The sequence below is a fragment of the Flavivirga sp. 57AJ16 genome (assembly GCF_028736925.1).
Lineage (GTDB): Bacteria > Bacteroidota > Bacteroidia > Flavobacteriales > Flavobacteriaceae > Flavivirga.
The window spans coordinates 35,051-51,310 of sequence record NZ_JAQZAT010000022.1 but is presented as its reverse complement, the minus strand read 5'-3'; the positions used below and the strand labels follow the sequence as shown (position 1 = coordinate 51,310).

Sequence of the window (16,260 nt, the reverse complement as noted above, 5' to 3'; positions counted from 1 at the left end):
AAGTTATTAGAAGCTTAAATTAAACCCAATAGTAAAGGTTCTTGCTTGAGGATACGAGAAGCCACCATCTCTTAATAAGCCAACAGTCGCACCCCCCTGTTGTGAATCAACACTTTCCGGATCTATCCCTGGATAATTGGTAATTGTAAACAAATTGTTACCACTAAGTGTTAGTTTTACATTATCTACACCTGTATTCTTTAGCCATTCTTTTGGAAAATTATAGCCTAAAGACGCCGAACGCAATTTAATATAAGAGCCGTCTAAAACATTTTTGCTTGTAGAAGGAAATGAGCTATGTGTCCCGGATCCTATACGTGCATAATTAGCATCTGTGTTATCTGGTGTCCATGTATCGAATACCGCTGTTGTTACATTATTATTGGGGTTGACACCAGAAAACTCGTTTGCTCCTCGTTGCCAATCTTTCTCGTTGCCTTGAACAAATTGGAAATTAAAAGTGAAATCAAAGTCCTTATAAGTTATAGTATTGTTCCAACCACCAAAATATTCTGGATTAATATCGCCTAAAACGGTTCTATCGTCATTTGTTATTTCACCGTCGCCATCTACATCTCTATAAATATAATCACCGGGTTGTGTGAGTCCGCTATAATAATTCCCATCTGGAGCCCCATTATTTAAAGCGTCAACTTCGGCTTGTGTTTGTGCAATGGAAACGACATCCCAACCGCTAATAACACCAATAGGTTCGCCTTCAATAATACCTGTGTTTCCAAAAGACGTTGCTTGCCCTCCTTTTAGGGCATCCACATTGTTTTTAACAAAAGAGATATTAAAAGACGAGTTCCAAATAAAATTTTTGTTTCTAACCACATCGCCTCCAACGGCAATTTCCCAACCTGTGTTACTTACATCGGCAATATTAGCATTCCATTCTGAGGCTCCAGTTTGCCCAGGTATGGGCACCAATAAAATAATATCGTTTGTGTTTTTTTCAAAATATGAGATTTCACCATTTAATCTGCCATTAAATAAGCCAAACTCCAGACCAAAATCCAGTTGGTCGGTTTCTTCCCATCTAATCGCCGAATTTGGAACGCCCTCAACGGCAATTCCGTTTTGACCATCATAAAATGAATCGCCATTACCTAAAGATTTATACGTTGCAAGAAATGAAAACGCTGGTAAATTATCAGATCCTGTTCTTCCCATACTCGCACGTAGTTTTAATTGACTTATAATGTCATTATCTTTTAAAAAGGCTTCATTATGCATATTCCAAGCTAAAGCTCCAGAAGGGAAAAATCCGCGTTGGTTATCAGGCCCAAATTTTATAGAGCCGTCAGACCTTGCTGTAAAAGTTGCAAGATAACGGCCTTTATAATTGTAGTTTACTCTTCCAAATATTGAGTTTAAAGCCGTTTCAGTAGCATCACTCGAAGCGCTAACGAAATCATTGGCCGAATTAATATTGGTCAATATTTCATCATCGGGAAAGCCCGCATAACTTTGAGACTCTAAATCTAATCTGGAATGATCCCACGATACACCACCTACAACATCAATAGTATGGTCTCCAAAAGTTCTATTATAATTTAAAGTATTGGCAAATGAAGTGCTTATACCAGAGGTATGTTGTACATCCAACAAGGCACCTTCTGTTCCAAGGAACGCTCCATATAAAGCAGATAACGTAAACGACGGACTAAATTGAGAACTTCTGTCATTATTAAGATTCACACTTAATTGCGATCTGAACCTTAAACCATCTATTATTTTATACTCTCCATAAACAGATCCCAGAATATTTTGAGAAATTGCCTTATCACTTTCCTTACCGACATCTCCAACTGGATTTCTAAGAATTAGTCCAAAAGAACCAGGTGCTGTAGAATAGGAACCATCGTCGTTAAATACAGGGAGGTCTGGTCTAAAAAATGCACCAGAAGCCAAACTGCCTAAACCAGACCGCTTATTTGTCGAGTGGTTATAGGTAATGTTAGTACCTACTCTAATTCTTTCAGAAAGCGTTGCGTCTAAACTACTTGTAAAGTTATATCTGGTAAATTTAGTGCCCAACATAAGTCCTTCTTGGTCAGAAACCCTTGCAGATACTAAATAATTAATATGTTCTGTCCCTCCAGAAACGCCTAAATCATATTGATTCCAAATGGCATTGTTATTAGTTATCTCCTCTTGCCAATCGGTATTTGCATTACCAAATGTTATAGCACCATCCATACCTTGTTCTGTAATGAAATCCTTAAACTGACTGGCGTTAAGCATATCATAGGTATTTGTTGGATTTTGAATGGTTGTATTATATGAGAAATTAAATCTTGGCGCTTGATTTCGTTTCCCTCTTTTGGTGGTAATTAGAATCACTCCGTTAGCGGCCCTAGAACCGTAAATAGCTGCCGAAGAAGCATCCTTAAGCACATCGACACGTTCTATATCGGCGGGATTAATACTTAACAAAGGGTTTTCTCTATCACCAAAAACCCCAATACTTCCAATGTCAGAAAATTGTGGGTTTATCACAATAGGAACTCCATCAACTACATAAAGGGGTTGGTTATCACCACGTAATTGGCTAAGGCCTCTAATATGTACAATAGCTCCACTTCCAGGTCCTCCAGTCTGCCCAGATACGTGTACTCCCGCTATTCTACCACCCAAAGTTTGATCAATCGTTTGGGCTTTTGTTTGTTGAATATCTTCAGATTTAACCGAACCTACAGAACCTGTTAGGTCTTTCCTTTCGATTGTACCATAACCTACAACAAGCACTTCATCTAAAGCACTGGCTTTTTCTTTTAAACTGATATTATAAACTTTTTTATCTGCGGTAATTTGTTCGGTATAAAACTCGTACCCTAACCCTGAAGCAACTAAATAGTAGCCTACTTCTGCTAACAAAGAAAAATTACCATCAAAATCGGTGGCTACTCCGCGTACTAAAAAGTCTTGGTTTATGCGTTCTCCTGCTAGTTTTTGATTAGTTACATAAACTGTTATACCTGCTAAAGGCATACCGTTTTCACCAACTACTTGTCCTGAAATTGTTGTTTCTTGCAATGTAACTGGAGCAGACTCATTAATAACAATAGTATTGTTAGTTGTAAAATTGAAATTGAAACTCCCTCTTGACAAGCTTTTTTGCAATAGCTTATTGGCCCTAATAACTCCTTTTTCAAGTTTTACTTTAGGGAAGTCTTTAAACATGTCTATTTGATAAATAAAGGTGTAGTCGGTCTGGCTCATTATTATATCGAAAACTTCGTCAACAGTAACCGTTTTATTTGCCTCAATATTAATTTTAGCATTCTGTGATAAAACATTACTAGATGTAAAGCCAAAAGCCGTTGTACATAATAAGAATAGAAATGTTCTCATAATGCTTGTTATTAGTTTTTTTCTAATCCCGATAGCTATCGGGAAGAAAAGAACATTGGTTAATTTAATTTCCATAAATTTGCATGTTATTAGTTAGTTAAACATTTAATTAATTAGTAATACATAAAAGGGGGATAAAGTGTTTTACTTTGGACGGTGAAACTTTGTTCCCTTTGTTTTTAGTGTCTTATTGTTATTGTGTTATTGTTTATCTCATAGGCATTAATAAAGTTTGTGTTTTTAATTAGTATTAAAATTTCTTCAATATTTTGATTTTTGCTTAACACACCTTTAAATTGTACATCCTCAAGTGTTTTATCGACAAAAACCACATCTACATCATACCATCTTGACAAAACCTTCATAATATCTTTTAAAGATTTGTTCTTAAAACTAAACAGTCCTTTTTTCCAAGCTACTTCTGACTGTACATCTACTTCTGTAATAAGAATATCTTTGTTTTCTTTATTTAAAACAGATTGTTCATTAGGTTTTAACAGCTCCGTACCATTCGTATTATCTACAGAAACTTTTCCTTCGACCAAAGTGGTATAGATTAGGTTTTCATCTTTATAGGCCTTGATGTTAAACTCAGTCCCAAGCACTTCTACTTCTTGAATACCAGAAAGCACTTTAAATTTAGAACCATTATGGTTTGTACTTGGAGACACATCAAAATAAGCTTCGCCATATACGAGTTCTACCCGTCTGGTTTTTCCATCAACAAAAGAAGCAGGATATTTTAATTTAGATTCAGAATTTAACCAAACTTCTGTACCGTCAGCTAGAACAATATGATATTGCCCACCTCTAGGAATAGTTAAATAGTTGTAGGCTATTTTAGATTTTGGAGCATTGGTGGATTTATAAATAATGTCTTCGCCATTACTTTCTATATTATTCGCTGTATAGTTTTGCCCTTTTTCTAAAATAACATTAGTGCCATCTTCTAAAGTTAAGGTGGCTTTATCTGTGCCTATTTTAATGTTGTTGTTAACAATAGTAGGTTGGCTTTCAGAATTTGTAATTAATTTATTGTTTTTATTAAAAACAAAATTGAATGCTATAAAAAGAATTAAAGATGCCGCAACGCCATATTTAAATATATTTCGTTTATATAATGGTATTACTTTAACGTCATCTTCTTGAAGTGCTTCAAGAATGTTTATTAGCATTTTTTGCTTAATCGTATTTTCTGAGCCTAAAGCCTCAACCCAATCATGGTTTTTTTGGAAGCTTTCATAGTAGTTTACCAGTAATTTCACTTCCTCTAAATCAATTTTACCGTCTAAATATTTTTCAATAAGAGTTTGGAAATCTTTCTTATCTATATAATCGTTGCTCATCAAATCTAAATTTGTCATTATCGTAGTTATTAAGTAAGTGTCTTTTTTTTTAAGTATCCCCCAAAAAAATAATTTATTTTCTTTTATTTAAAGTAGAAATATGTAGTACTAGTATAAAGTAAAAAACCTTTAAAAATCGCTGAGGATTATTACAATACTAAATGTGTAGCCTAAAGCTGCTTTTAAAGTTCTAAGTGCATTGGTTATATGATTTTCAACCGTTTTGCTGGAAATATTCAATTTTTGAGCAATTTCCTTATGAGTCATTTGTTTTTGCCTACTTAGTTTATATACTATCCTACATTTTTTAGGAAGCGTATTTATAATGTCATCGATTTGAGAAACTAGTTCTTTGTGCATAATTTCAGTTTCCGGTGTCGTTAATTGAAACCTCCTTTTTAAGTCTTCAAATAGCTCAACTTTTATTATTTTCTTTTTTCTAAATTGTGAGAATACCTTATACCGAGTACATGCATATAAATAAGATTGAAATGAAATATTTATTTGTAACCTCTTTCTGCTGTTCCATAAGTCTATAAATACATCTTGAATGATTTCTTCACAAACTTCTTTGTCTTTTAATAAATTATAAGCCGAAATAAATAAGGGCTTCCAATAACTATTATAAAGTTCCGTAAGAGCTTTTTTGTCGTCATTTTTAAGACGGTCAAATATTTCATTGTCCTTATTAGTCATTAATGTGGGAAGTTAGGGAACCTGATTACACTGTAAAAATAAACAATTGTTATAATTGTTATAATTATTATAATAATTTAATAACGTTCTATTAAAAAATATAAATAAGTTGATCAAATAATATCTTTTAAAAAAGCGCTGCATGATGTGTTCCAAAAAACAGGTCTTTATATGTATCGCTCAATGTACTATCGGTTTCTGAAAGTTGGTCTTTGAAATTTTCAGTAGCTTGATTTTTGTCGCTATTATCTTCTTTCTTTTTATAAAGGCTGGATGTTTGTTTGGAGAGTGTGTTTTCCTTTTCTTTATTGGTTACATCTCGTCTTGCACTGATGTACTTAAAACTAATAACATCCTTAATACTAATAGTTTCATCTTTTGAGTCAATAAAGTTTTTTTCGTTAACTGCTTCGGTTGCTTTGCCATATTCAAAAGACATCTTATGAATGTAGAAGTATTTATAAAACTATTTCTTTAGAAACTCATTTAATTCTCTAAGCTTTTTTTTCTTTTCACCATCTATCTTAACCTTTTCACTTGCGGAAAAAGCGGTATAATCTGTTCCAAGTCCCAGAAAATTAGTATAGGAAACCGTATATTCAAACCCTAATACAATTTTATTGTTGTCAGGGCCTAAATCCATTGGACGAGCTGGTAAAGGTGGTAAACTATTACGAAATGCGATTCGTATTCTTTTGCAAAATGCAAAGGACAAACGTGTGGTTTCCCGTTTGACAAAAATTTTGGTTGCAGTTACCAAAACCGACACCACAAACGAAAGAGGTTTACGAACCATTCAAGATGGTGATATGAGCTTGTTAGAAAGCTTTGAATTCAATTTGAACGGAAAGTTAGGTACTATGCTTTTTGCTCCGTTTACGAAAGCCTTTGACCGTGTTTCTGGAGATGCTACTGCTAATCTTGATGCGTTTTCTCCAACAGTTAGAATCGCAGCTCCTACCGGAACAACCCATTTTAAGGTGGTCATGGGTGCTTCTGAGTTGGATTTTGAGAATGAAACCTCAACATTTGAAAATGATGAGACTGCAATTCTACCTTACACTGCTGCTGATACTGCAGCTATTGTCTTGACAGCTTCTTTGACGGCTAACTCAACTTTGCCTGTTGTTCAAGCGCTTGGTATTGAGTTTTACCAAGAGGTAAACGGACAAATGTACGGGCTTAAGAACGGTGCTTACAACGCTTTAGCGATTGTTATTGTAGATACTCCGTAAGCATGGAATTAGTACTGCATAGAGCCTATTTTGAAGAGGGCACCAATGGTGCTCTCTTTTATTCTGGTAAGCTCCTTTGTCATACCATCGAATTGCCCTGGAATGATAACAAGCGAAATATCTCCTGTATTCCTGAAGGTGTTTATGAAATTGAACCACGATTTTCTAAACGTTTTAAGCATCATTTGATTTTGAAGGATGCAAAAGACAGAAGCTTTATCCTGTTTCATCCTGCGAATGATGCCTTAAAAGAGCTTCAAGGATGTATCGCTCCAGTAACTTATTTGAGTGGAATTGGAAAAGGTGTTTACTCTAAAAATGCTATGCAAAAACTGTTGGCTTTGTTGTATCAAGCTAAAGACCGAAAAGAAATCATTTTATTAACTATTAAAAGCCCCCTAACCCCCGAAGGGGGAATTTAAAAGGGCTTAAAAAAACCTTTTTTAATTAAGAACATTGTAGAACGTTATAAAAAACCAACACCCAAATTTTTCAAGACTTTACGGAATATTGGTATTGCATTGGCTACTGCAGGTGGTGCTATCATAGCTGCGCCTATTTCTATGCCTGCTATAGTCGTAACCATTGCCACTTATATGACCGTTGCTGGAACTGTGGCCACCGCAGCAAGTCAAGCGGTTGTCACTGATGATAAAAACACAGGAACTGATGAGATTGACAATGGACTATAACACCAAATCTGTCATTTATTGGTGTTGAGGACTTGGTTACCACTATTGTTTTGGCATTTGTAGGGACTTTGGTCAGTTTTATTGCCTCTATGTTATTCAAATCTATTATTAAGTTTATCAAGAAACTCAAAATGTAAATATAAACCCAAGATCTTTCTGGGCTTTTTTATCTCCAATCTTTTTAATTAATTATAAAATCTACACTTCACTTTTATATGCAAAAGCATATAATTATATCTTTTTTAACTGAAATTATATGTAAAAGCATATAATTGTGTATATTTGTTTAAAATTATATGTAAAAGCATATAATTATAATATAAATATAAGATGAAACCATTAGCAGAATTTGTTAAAGAGCGAAGAAAAGAAGTTGGGCTTACACAAGAAGAGTTTGCCGACAGAGCTGGTGTTGCTTTAACAGTAGTACGAAAAATAGAACAAGGTAAAACCAAGCTTAACATGGAAAAGGTTAATCTTGTCCTTGCTATGTTTGGACATGAGCTAGCTCCTGTAAATAGTAAAGCATTGAACGATGAGACAAGGTAATGTATATTATAAAGATTATTTAGCAGGAACTATTATTGAAACTGATGAAGGTGATTATGTTTTTCAGTATGATGCAACTTATATAGAAGCTCATCCTTCTGAATTTATAACGTTTACCATGCCTGTTAGGAATGAAGCTTATACTGATAATAAATTATTTCCCTTTTTTGAAGGATTAATACCTGAAGGTTGGTTACTGGATATTGCATCAAAAAACTGGAAAATAAACCGAAATGACCGCATGGGGTTATTATTAGCCTGTTGCCAGAATTGTATTGGGGGGGTAAGCGTTGTACCTAAAACTAATGACGATGAAAGCCCATAATGGGCATTAAACTATGAGCTAGTTATTAGCTTTCGAAATAATTAAATATTGACCATGTGGCTAACGAAATTTTAAATAGATGAAGCGTAGATGTTTATATTGTTATGAGCCACTTGAAAATGGCACTGATTTTCATGAAAAATGTTCTATGGAATTCTTTGGCACTACCACACCTCCAATAATCCCCTACACTATAGACCAAATGGCAGAATTGGCAAAGAGTGTTGTTGAGCGTAGTGTTGCTGTACCTGGTGTGCAACCTAAATTATCAATGTCTTTAGTAAAAGAAACACAAGAACAAGCCGATACACGTTTAACCGTTGTAGGTGCACTTGGTGGTCAGTATATATTTAAACCACCATCCCATCAATTTCCGGAAATGCCAGAGAACGAACATTTGACTATGCGGATTGCGGAAGCTTTTGGCATACGGGTCGTGCCGTCAAGTTTGATAAAATTGGCTTCTGGTGAATTGTCTTATGTTACCAAACGTATCGATAGAACTGAAAAAGGAAAGAAAATCCATATGTTGGATATGTTTCAAATAACAGAAGCTTTTGATAAGTATAAAAGCTCTATGGAAAAAGTTGGTAAAGCCTTGGACAGTTATTCTAATAATACTTTGTTGGATAAAATCTTCTATTTTGAAATGGCCATCTTTAGTTTTCTAACAGGAAACAATGACATGCACTTGAAAAACTTTTCCATGATAGAAAGTCCTTCGGGTTGGATATTGGCTCCTGCTTACGATTTGTTAAACGTGTGTATTGTTCTTCCTGAAGATACCGAAGAATTGGCACTTACCCTTGAAGGGAAAAAACGAAAACTTAAAAAAGTACATTTTGAGCATTTGGGACAAGCACTTGGGTTAACCGATAGACAAATACAAGGTGTTTTTAAGCGTATGTTCAAAAATAAACCTAAAGCCATTAAATGGATTGATAATTCCTTTTTATCGGATGATATGAAAACCACTTACAAAGATATTTTGGAAACAAGATATGAACGACTCACTTAACGGGGCAAAGTGTCGTAGGTGGAAGTGATTATTGATGTTAAGCGGTTGGAAAGATAAATAAAGGGCATTTTTTTTAAATGCTCTTTTTTTATGAGCGGTGTTGAGGTGGGTAAATGAAAAGAACGATTCCCTGACAAGGGATTGAGCGAATGTAATGCATCCTACCGCAGACACAAGGCGAACATTAATAATTGCTGTAACCTACACCGTTTTCATCGCGCCAGCTGGCCCCTTCGCTAAAAGCATCCACTGAATGCTTTTTTAAAGCTCGGTCCGGGGAAAAGTGGCAATCTTGGATGTTCTAAATATCAATATCAGTTCTGAATTGAGCGTGGGGAATGTCGGATATTTAGTTCGCCACATTTCTATTGTTTTAGAGGTGCTCATGAATATCGGCTGTTGAATTTTAGTTCCTATTTGAGGGCAAAGGCAAGCCGATATTTTACATAATGGCGTTATAAGTACAGAAAGTGAATGAATGCTACTATAACTACCCGTTATGTAAACATAGCTTTGGGTAGTTTTTGACGTGAGCGTTGGGAACAGCTCTTTACTCACCTCATTTCTATTTTAAATTAAGCTGTTCGTGAATGCTACTCATTTGTCTTTTTTGTTGTATTTCTTTTTAAAATAAACAATTAAACAAAATAAGCAATGTGCTGTTTGAGGGTTGGCAGCCAAAAACTACAAGAGCGTTTGGAGAGCGGAACAAACCAAAAGACAGAGGGTTTTGAGCTTTCGACAAGCAAGCCAGGGCAAGCCTAAATCATTTTTGTGAATATGACTTTTCCATAAAGAACCATAATGCTTAAAACCATTCTCTATTAGGATTTTTACCATTCCGGGATTATCATTGATTTCTGTGGATGCCATAAGATTATCACTTCCATATTCTTTTAGCAATATGTATGTGATCTTTCTTGTTATTCCTCTTTTTGTAAATTTATCATCGGTATATATGTAGCCTAGCTCCCAATCAAATTCACTTGCTTTATCAAGAAGATTTGCTTTTTGTTTTGAAAAATCTGAAGCTATTTTTGGTTTAATAGCTCCCATTGCTACTGGTTGTTCTTCAGAATAAGCAATACATATTAATTTACATCTATCAGCTTTTATATATAGATCACCAATTACTTTATTTTGCTTTTTTAAAAAATCTCCAACTATAGTTCTATATTCATTTTGAATTTCATTTTTTTTAATAGTTTTATAAGTAATATCTTGAAGCATACGATCATTATTATAACTCAATCTCTGTGATATTGTATTTATTCAGCAAAAACTTGTTGATTGAGCTTTTTCTTTTTAATTTCATAAAATATACTTTTTCAGAAATCGAAAATTCCGGAATGCTGAAGTGTTTAATGTAATTTTTTGCTAAAGCATAATGATTACTTGAGTATGGTTTGCTCGTATGTTTTATATAATACCAAAAAACATCAGTTTTTAACACTTTTTGAATAAACTTTAAATCTTCTTCAGAATCAGATACTATTGCATAACCATTATAGAATAATAAGTCTTCATTATTATACCAATTATGAATTAAAATGAGCTACAGAAAACGATATTGCTTTTTTGTTTTTGCCTGCTACGTGTTATTTGCATAGCCTAAGCTATGGAAATGAGGAGTAAAGTGATAAAACGAATTAATGAATGTGTTTGAATTGCGTATTTTAATTCATAATTGGTATTAGTATAAACAAAATAAGGTTGGTCTGAAATATATGGAAAAAGTAATTTAAAACCACGAATATTCAAAGCTTGACTTCTTCCATAAGCAAACCATGTTTCATAATCTCTTTGACCTTTGTCCCTTTTAGCTAACTCTTCTCTGTAAATATTTAGGTAATTATATGCATTTGAAAAATTACGTTCAAAAATATCAGAATCTAGTACACGAATCAGTCGATTAGATTGTTCCTGAAATAAATCATTATTTGCTTGGTCTATGACTTGATAAGGAAAAATGAGTTTTTCATTAAATACTTCCAAATCTGATTCGTCTTTTATAATGTTAGGTTTAATTGCATCTCTACAAATAGACCTTTCTACTCTAAACTTTACTGAATCCTTTTCAAAATAATAGAAATCATCATCTTCATCTATTGGCTTGAATAGATATATTTTATTACGTAGTGTTGCAAAGCCATTCCTGATATTAAATAAATCCCCAAGCTTTTTGCCCGTATTTTCAATTCTGTCTACATTTAGCTGCATTTTTGCATCGTCTAATTGCCAACCATCAAAATCATTCAAATTTGAATAATCAAAATCAATAAATTCCTTTTTGTCCAGCTCGTTTTCTTTTATACCTTTCAGAAAATGGATTTCGGAGTTTGTCAGTCGAAGAGATTCTCATAAAACCATTTATAAGTTGATCTTTTGTCATTCCTAAACCATCATCATCAATAAATAGTATACCTCCGACAGAATCAGAGTCTTCAAATTTTAAAATAACTTTTATGGCATCGGCATCATAAGAATTTTTCACTAATTCAGACACTGCGGTTTCCTGCCTAGCTACTAATTCAGTTCCAAGTCTATCAATGACACCTGCATCAACAGAAAAACGCACATTATCTTCATCAAAACTTACTAATTTTGAAGATAATTCTAGAATTTTAGAGTAGTTATTGGGATCATCAGCCAATACTTTAGCCAATTCATTTCTTATTTTATTTTCATCCATAATCTATTCCTTAAACAATGTTAAAAATTCCTTTTTAATTCCATCTTTCACCTTTTCTGGTATATTCAATTCTTTGGTGATACTATCCCAACTATTTATTACCTCTTGTACTTCCTTAATAATTCCTTTGGGATTTTTAATTGCAAAGGTTTCAGCTATTGTCATTACATCTTCCAATCCAATATCAGTTCTTTTACCATTTATGGATAAAACTCGAGCTATCCTCAAGTAAGCAGCATTAATATTTAGAGGATAGGTGATATCATACGCCGGTGCCAAACCCCAAGCATTGGTTTCTTTATCGTATATAAAGCTGTGATTCTTTAAGTGGTCGTCGGTGTTCGCAAAAACAAGATTAAACACCATCCGTTTGAACAATTCTTGGATATCCTTGTAGGGCACTTTAAGGTCTAACGCTAATTTGAATACATTTTCATAACTAGCATCATCTGTTTTTTTGAAATCCCAACCCGTCAACCCAGTTGCTGTGAGTACATGTTGCTTTTCTCCGTTTTGCCTATCGTAACGTAGGGTAGCGAAATGTTTGCTATCAATTAATTTGGAAGGCATCATTTGGATTCCTACCTCTTGGGCCAATAGATAGTATGCATATTCTACCTTTTCTTTGTTATAGCCCCATTCTTCATTTATACTTAATTTGACCAAATAATGATTATAGCCCTCACTATATTCAATGTCTCCAGGAATGATTTTGCCTGTCCCTTTATGTTCAGAGATTAAAATTTTAGGACGTGCGCCTCCTGCAGAAGTTCCTATTTTGAATATATTTAACAGTGCCGCATCGTTCAATGCTTCTGCCGCCGTTTCATTTTTTAAATCCAACACTTTATTCAATACTTCAACAATTTCATCAATATTAATTGTTGATGATTTTGGGATTTCCGCCGTAGGGTGATATTCCAATGCTCCCATACCACGATTAGACACATAGGTTAACTGCTCTAATGGTGCTATTTTTTTGAATTCTTTATTTTTAGCTTCAAACCATTCCTTGAAAATGATGTTTCCAAACATATCCGGTAAAGAATCGGCAATCATTGGTGGCAAGCCTCTAAAGGTTTCCCCTTCAAATTTATTAAATACTTGTACTTGTTTTATTCGCTTAAATACATAGGGGAAAATGTTCGTGTATTGATTGGATTCTAAAAAATCAGGATTGTATTGAAAATAGGATGCCCTTTTGTCTACATCATAGCCCAGTTTCCCTATCTCTTGACCAAATAATATGACTTCTATTATATTATTTTCAGACATACTAATACAATGAATTTAAATTATTAGCATCTTCTAAATCCTTTAATGATTTATACAAGCTTTCTAACAAGTCAAAATGATTTGCAATTTTCAATACGGTATCTAATGTTGTATTATTACCATTTTCAAAATTTTGAATAGTTGTTCGAGAAACATCCAATGCATCAGCTAAATCTTCACGTGATAATTCGTGAATTTTACGTTGTTGTTTACAAATTTCTCCTAACTTTACCTTTACATCTTTTATTGTAACTATATCTAACATAAAAAAACCATTAAAACAGTCAAATATAGTGTTTTTTGTCTTTAAAAACCAATATAATGGTTATTTAATTGTTTGAAATCACACACTTTCTTTATCAAAAGCAATAAACTTTACAGGACATAAGCTCTACATTTTATTTTAATGCTTTCAAGAGCAATAAGAACTTCTTTTAAATCAAGCGTTTCATTTCGAAATGTCAATATTCTATCAACTTGATTATATGCTCTTTGATAATATTTTGGAATTTCCCACTTTTCTGGTTTAAAAGGGTTGAAAGCAAGATCAATATAACTAACACTTGATTGATTTTCGAATAACGTTTCAATGCGTTCATCATAATGTTCAAAGTGATTTCGAAGATTCCTATCAGCAATAATATTGTTTTCATCTATACAAAGCATTTCTCGCAACTTCTCACCTCGTTCTTTACTTTTTTTTGATATAGGCCATAGTATTTTAGAAACATTTCCCGTTGCCACAAGAATAGATTGAATTGAACACCAAACTTCTATGTGGTCAAAATTACCAGGATCTACAGGTAGACGATTTGCTGCTCGTTGGGCAATTTTTATCTGAAAAACTATTTCGCTTAAATAAACAAAATAAGCAAACTCTTTCATAACGCTTTATAAAATGATTGATACCGTTAAAATTAATTAAATTAACTTCGTTTATCCACACTTTCTTTATCAAAAGCAATCAAATTGAATAGTTGACGCATTCTTGAACGTACACGATTACCATATCTTTCTTCTAATTCCTGGGCATTGAGGTTGGTGGTGGCGTGGGTTTTGACCCCTCGACTGCGCTCGGGGTGACAAGTTCTTATAAATAAATCGTAACGTGATAACAGGATTTCTCCCATGACGTTGCAGTCTTTTCCGAAATGCCTCCCGGTTGTTTCTACTCCTAAATCATCAAAGCAATAAAAATTACTATTGCCATACTCTTCTATGGTTTTATAACCAATATTATTGAATGAAAATGTGATATTACGAGCTGGAATAACATCATACGGTTTATGATGTGGCACAATATGCCTTAACAGTTTCATTTTTTATATGAGGAATTGGATTAATAGCTAAATCTCTATAGATTATATTGCCATTAGGGTTTGAACTTTTCCAACAACTTTCAAAGTAATTGGCAATTGACCTAGAATGTGAGCCTTTGATTCTTGGGCTACAATCTATGCATAATAGTTTTTTCATGTTTTCTAATTTATTATCTTACTAGATAAGACAAATCAGAAGAAAAAAACGTGACATTTTTTTTTAAATTATTGATTTAAGTTTGTTAGGAACTAGTATAGAGAATATTTGCCTAATCTGGTTTTCTTCGAATTCAAAAACCTGGCAGTTTACTAGTTTATTATCTTGGAAAAACAATAAAGCTGGTTGATGGTTTATTTCTGTTATTTTAATAGTCTGTAATTCTTGATACGTTTGAAATACATAAAAAAGTAATTTTAGGGTTGCAGATTTACCTATTGTCAATTCCCTTACAACACTTATTTTTCCGCCACCATCAGCCATAAGCAAAATATCTTTTGAGAGCATTTTTTCTAAACGTTTTACATCACCATTTTTAATAACGTCAATATATTGCTTCATATATGCATTGGGAGTATGGCTGTTTTTTTGAGTAATGCTATTATTGGAAATAGCCAACTTTGTATTAGCCCTACTTAAAAGCTTTCTAGAGTTCTCGATTGTGGAATCGATAACTTCAGCAATATCTTTATGGGAATATTCAAAAGCTTGTTTTAAAATAAATACAGCTCTTTCTTTTGGAGTTAATTTTTCTAGGAGTACTAACATAGAATAGGAAATTATTTCCTTACTGTTTATAGTGTCATCTGCCTTTTCTGTAGCAAGAGGTTCAGGAAGCCATATTTTTTCGTGTGTTATTTTTTGCTTCCTTTTTTTCAGGTTAATAGATTGGTTTATTACAGACTTAATTAAATAGCCTATTACGTTTTCAATTTGTAAATTTTGAGCAGCATGGTATCTCACCAATACATCTTGTATGGCATCTTTTGCATCATCAGAACTCCCTAAAATATTATAGGCATAGGGAAATAGTTTGTTTTGGTAATCTTTCAAAATTTCATTTTTTAATAGTGTATGAATGATAAATAGCAAAACAAAAACGTGACACTTTTTAACTATTTTTATGAATTAAATATATGACTTTCACTTTTAGAAGATAGTTTTTTAAGAATATACCCTGTTGCTTCAGTTTTTTTTTATTTGGTTAATATTTAAAATAGCATTTAAAAAAAGAGCAGTCCTAATGATTGATTATATTCTTTTCTGATTTACTGCTTTCTTTTTTTAGTACAAGTTTTAAAGCTTTCATATCATCACTAACTTTACGTTCAATTACTCTTGCGTAAATTTGAGTGGTTGCAAAAGTATGTCGCGCCATATGGAATGTGAGGTTCTTTTTAATGCCACACATACAAAAGCAACATCTTTTAAATATACAGTGCCATTATTAAAAACGCCTTCAGTATGTAATATCTTCAATTTTATCAATGCTTGTAAAAAAATCGTTTTCAATTGCTTGTGTGCTAAATTTTAGAAAATCTCTAGAACTTCCATCATCATATAAAGCAACATCCTTTGTAAATAGAGAAAGCCATTTTTCAGAATCTCCTTTTTGCCAAGTTTCTATTGCATACTTTACAACAGCATTGATAATTTTATCATAGTTGATGTTTTTCATCTCTTTATGTTCGTGATTTCCTATTTGTCCGCATGCAGTATTCATGCATGCGAACATTATTAGGATTATTAAATTGT

General features: G+C 33.2%; 20 protein-coding genes and 2 pseudogenes. 6 read left to right on the top strand and 16 right to left on the bottom strand.

What is annotated here, in order from left to right:
• Nucleotides 1-6 precede the first annotated feature (6 nt).
• From PQO00_RS18610 to PQO00_RS18590, 5 genes are all read right to left on the bottom strand, one after another.
• Nucleotides 7-3,360, bottom strand: coding sequence for a TonB-dependent receptor (locus tag PQO00_RS18610; protein ID WP_274186363.1), 3,354 nt, complete (start codon nucleotides 3,358-3,360; stop codon nucleotides 7-9).
• A 179-nt stretch (nucleotides 3,361-3,539) separates the two neighbouring features.
• Entirely contained in the window at nucleotides 3,540-4,724 is a 1,185-nt protein-coding gene (locus PQO00_RS18605) for a FecR family protein (protein ID WP_274186362.1), read from the bottom strand.
• Nucleotides 4,725-4,835: 111 nt separating this feature from the next.
• Nucleotides 4,836-5,402: an RNA polymerase sigma-70 factor gene (locus PQO00_RS18600; protein ID WP_274186361.1), complete on the bottom strand. Its 567-nt coding sequence runs from the start codon at nucleotides 5,400-5,402 to the stop codon at nucleotides 4,836-4,838.
• 127 nt (nucleotides 5,403-5,529) lie between these two features.
• The gene (locus tag PQO00_RS18595) at nucleotides 5,530-5,841 is read right to left on the bottom strand and encodes a hypothetical protein (protein ID WP_274186360.1); all 312 of its coding nucleotides are present in this window, start codon (nucleotides 5,839-5,841) and stop codon (nucleotides 5,530-5,532) included.
• 27 nt (nucleotides 5,842-5,868) lie between these two features.
• Entirely contained in the window at nucleotides 5,869-6,045 is a 177-nt protein-coding gene (locus PQO00_RS18590; protein ID WP_274186359.1) for a hypothetical protein, read from the bottom strand.
• 100 nt (nucleotides 6,046-6,145) lie between these two features.
• On the opposite strand from PQO00_RS18590, the gene PQO00_RS18585 reads away from it, so the two are divergent.
• The 6 genes from PQO00_RS18585 (at nucleotide 6,146) to PQO00_RS18560 (ending at nucleotide 9,221) form a co-directional block, all read left to right on the top strand.
• The gene (locus PQO00_RS18585; protein WP_337992865.1) at nucleotides 6,146-6,637 is read left to right on the top strand and encodes a hypothetical protein; all 492 of its coding nucleotides are present in this window, start codon (nucleotides 6,146-6,148) and stop codon (nucleotides 6,635-6,637) included.
• A gap of 2 nt (nucleotides 6,638-6,639) precedes the next feature.
• Complete coding sequence (locus PQO00_RS18580; RefSeq protein WP_274186358.1) at nucleotides 6,640-7,059, top strand: DUF5675 family protein; 420 nt, start codon at nucleotides 6,640-6,642, stop codon at nucleotides 7,057-7,059.
• A 99-nt stretch (nucleotides 7,060-7,158) separates the two neighbouring features.
• On the top strand, nucleotides 7,159-7,329 hold the full coding sequence (locus PQO00_RS18575) for a hypothetical protein (protein ID WP_337992864.1): 171 nt from the start codon (nucleotides 7,159-7,161) through the stop codon (nucleotides 7,327-7,329).
• A 330-nt stretch (nucleotides 7,330-7,659) separates the two neighbouring features.
• Nucleotides 7,660-7,878, top strand: a complete 219-nt coding sequence (locus tag PQO00_RS18570; RefSeq protein WP_274186357.1) for a type II toxin-antitoxin system Y4mF family antitoxin — start codon at nucleotides 7,660-7,662, stop codon at nucleotides 7,876-7,878.
• A complete protein-coding gene (locus tag PQO00_RS18565) occupies nucleotides 7,865-8,203 on the top strand; it encodes a HipA N-terminal domain-containing protein (protein WP_274186356.1) in 339 nt (112 codons plus the stop codon). Before PQO00_RS18570 ends, PQO00_RS18565 begins: the two co-directional genes overlap by 14 nt.
• A 79-nt stretch (nucleotides 8,204-8,282) precedes the next feature.
• Entirely contained in the window at nucleotides 8,283-9,221 is a 939-nt protein-coding gene (locus tag PQO00_RS18560; protein ID WP_274186355.1) for a HipA domain-containing protein, read from the top strand.
• 684 nt (nucleotides 9,222-9,905) lie between these two features.
• On the opposite strand, the gene PQO00_RS18555 is transcribed toward PQO00_RS18560, so the two are convergent.
• The 11 genes and pseudogenes from PQO00_RS18555 to PQO00_RS18510 all read right to left on the bottom strand — a co-directional run bounded on the left by PQO00_RS18555 (nucleotide 9,906) and on the right by PQO00_RS18510 (nucleotide 16,228).
• The gene (locus PQO00_RS18555; RefSeq protein ID WP_274186354.1) at nucleotides 9,906-10,451 is read right to left on the bottom strand and encodes a hypothetical protein; all 546 of its coding nucleotides are present in this window, start codon (nucleotides 10,449-10,451) and stop codon (nucleotides 9,906-9,908) included.
• A gap of 381 nt (nucleotides 10,452-10,832) precedes the next feature.
• The gene (locus tag PQO00_RS18550) at nucleotides 10,833-11,480 is read right to left on the bottom strand and encodes a hypothetical protein (protein ID WP_274186353.1); all 648 of its coding nucleotides are present in this window, start codon (nucleotides 11,478-11,480) and stop codon (nucleotides 10,833-10,835) included.
• A gap of 16 nt (nucleotides 11,481-11,496) precedes the next feature.
• A complete protein-coding gene (locus tag PQO00_RS18545; RefSeq protein ID WP_274186352.1) occupies nucleotides 11,497-11,913 on the bottom strand; it encodes an ATP-binding protein in 417 nt (138 codons plus the stop codon).
• A gap of 3 nt (nucleotides 11,914-11,916) precedes the next feature.
• Complete coding sequence (locus PQO00_RS18540) at nucleotides 11,917-13,188, bottom strand: type II toxin-antitoxin system HipA family toxin (RefSeq protein ID WP_274186351.1); 1,272 nt, start codon at nucleotides 13,186-13,188, stop codon at nucleotides 11,917-11,919.
• Nucleotide 13,189: 1 nt separating this feature from the next.
• The gene (locus PQO00_RS18535; RefSeq protein ID WP_274186350.1) at nucleotides 13,190-13,453 is read right to left on the bottom strand and encodes a helix-turn-helix transcriptional regulator; all 264 of its coding nucleotides are present in this window, start codon (nucleotides 13,451-13,453) and stop codon (nucleotides 13,190-13,192) included.
• A 110-nt stretch (nucleotides 13,454-13,563) separates the two neighbouring features.
• Nucleotides 13,564-14,073 (bottom strand): hypothetical protein, encoded by a 510-nt coding sequence (locus tag PQO00_RS18530; RefSeq protein WP_274186349.1) that lies wholly within the window; start codon nucleotides 14,071-14,073, stop codon nucleotides 13,564-13,566.
• A 41-nt stretch (nucleotides 14,074-14,114) separates the two neighbouring features.
• Nucleotides 14,115-14,507: pseudogene (locus PQO00_RS18525) on the bottom strand (ATPase); the annotation flags it as partial.
• A complete protein-coding gene (locus tag PQO00_RS20455) occupies nucleotides 14,473-14,664 on the bottom strand; it encodes an NAD(P)H-dependent oxidoreductase (protein WP_369128020.1) in 192 nt (63 codons plus the stop codon). The gene PQO00_RS20455 and the pseudogene PQO00_RS18525, both read right to left, overlap by 35 nt.
• A gap of 63 nt (nucleotides 14,665-14,727) precedes the next feature.
• Nucleotides 14,728-15,558 (bottom strand): sigma-70 family RNA polymerase sigma factor, encoded by an 831-nt coding sequence (locus PQO00_RS18520; protein ID WP_274186348.1) that lies wholly within the window; start codon nucleotides 15,556-15,558, stop codon nucleotides 14,728-14,730.
• 187 nt (nucleotides 15,559-15,745) lie between these two features.
• Nucleotides 15,746-15,939, bottom strand: a pseudogene (locus tag PQO00_RS18515) (site-specific integrase); the annotation flags it as partial.
• 25 nt (nucleotides 15,940-15,964) lie between these two features.
• Complete coding sequence (locus tag PQO00_RS18510) at nucleotides 15,965-16,228, bottom strand: hypothetical protein (RefSeq protein ID WP_274186347.1); 264 nt, start codon at nucleotides 16,226-16,228, stop codon at nucleotides 15,965-15,967.
• Between the last annotated feature and the right edge of the window lie 32 nt (nucleotides 16,229-16,260).

Bases quoted from the DNA above. Each gene is read 5' to 3' on its own strand.
- PQO00_RS18610 (WP_274186363.1), bottom strand. From the start codon at position 3,360: ATGAGAACATTTCTATTCTTATTATGTACAACGGCTTTTGGCTTTACA.
- PQO00_RS18535 (WP_274186350.1), bottom strand. From the start codon at position 13,453: ATGTTAGATATAGTTACAATAAAAGATGTAAAGGTAAAGTTAGGAGAA.
- PQO00_RS18565 (WP_274186356.1), top strand. From the start codon at position 7,865: ATGAGACAAGGTAATGTATATTATAAAGATTATTTAGCAGGAACTATT.
- PQO00_RS18530 (WP_274186349.1), bottom strand. From the start codon at position 14,073: ATGAAAGAGTTTGCTTATTTTGTTTATTTAAGCGAAATAGTTTTTCAG.
- PQO00_RS18560 (WP_274186355.1), top strand. From the start codon at position 8,283: ATGAAGCGTAGATGTTTATATTGTTATGAGCCACTTGAAAATGGCACT.
- PQO00_RS18545 (WP_274186352.1), bottom strand. From the start codon at position 11,913: ATGGATGAAAATAAAATAAGAAATGAATTGGCTAAAGTATTGGCTGAT.
- PQO00_RS18600 (WP_274186361.1), bottom strand. From the start codon at position 5,402: ATGACTAATAAGGACAATGAAATATTTGACCGTCTTAAAAATGACGAC.
- PQO00_RS18595 (WP_274186360.1), bottom strand. From the start codon at position 5,841: ATGTCTTTTGAATATGGCAAAGCAACCGAAGCAGTTAACGAAAAAAAC.
- PQO00_RS18570 (WP_274186357.1), top strand. From the start codon at position 7,660: ATGAAACCATTAGCAGAATTTGTTAAAGAGCGAAGAAAAGAAGTTGGG.
- PQO00_RS18580 (WP_274186358.1), top strand. From the start codon at position 6,640: ATGGAATTAGTACTGCATAGAGCCTATTTTGAAGAGGGCACCAATGGT.
- PQO00_RS20455 (WP_369128020.1), bottom strand. From the start codon at position 14,664: ATGAAAAAACTATTATGCATAGATTGTAGCCCAAGAATCAAAGGCTCA.
- PQO00_RS18590 (WP_274186359.1), bottom strand. From the start codon at position 6,045: ATGGATTTAGGCCCTGACAACAATAAAATTGTATTAGGGTTTGAATAT.
- PQO00_RS18510 (WP_274186347.1), bottom strand. From the start codon at position 16,228: ATGAATACTGCATGCGGACAAATAGGAAATCACGAACATAAAGAGATG.
- PQO00_RS18540 (WP_274186351.1), bottom strand. From the start codon at position 13,188: ATGTCTGAAAATAATATAATAGAAGTCATATTATTTGGTCAAGAGATA.
- PQO00_RS18555 (WP_274186354.1), bottom strand. From the start codon at position 10,451: ATGCTTCAAGATATTACTTATAAAACTATTAAAAAAAATGAAATTCAA.
- PQO00_RS18605 (WP_274186362.1), bottom strand. From the start codon at position 4,724: ATGACAAATTTAGATTTGATGAGCAACGATTATATAGATAAGAAAGAT.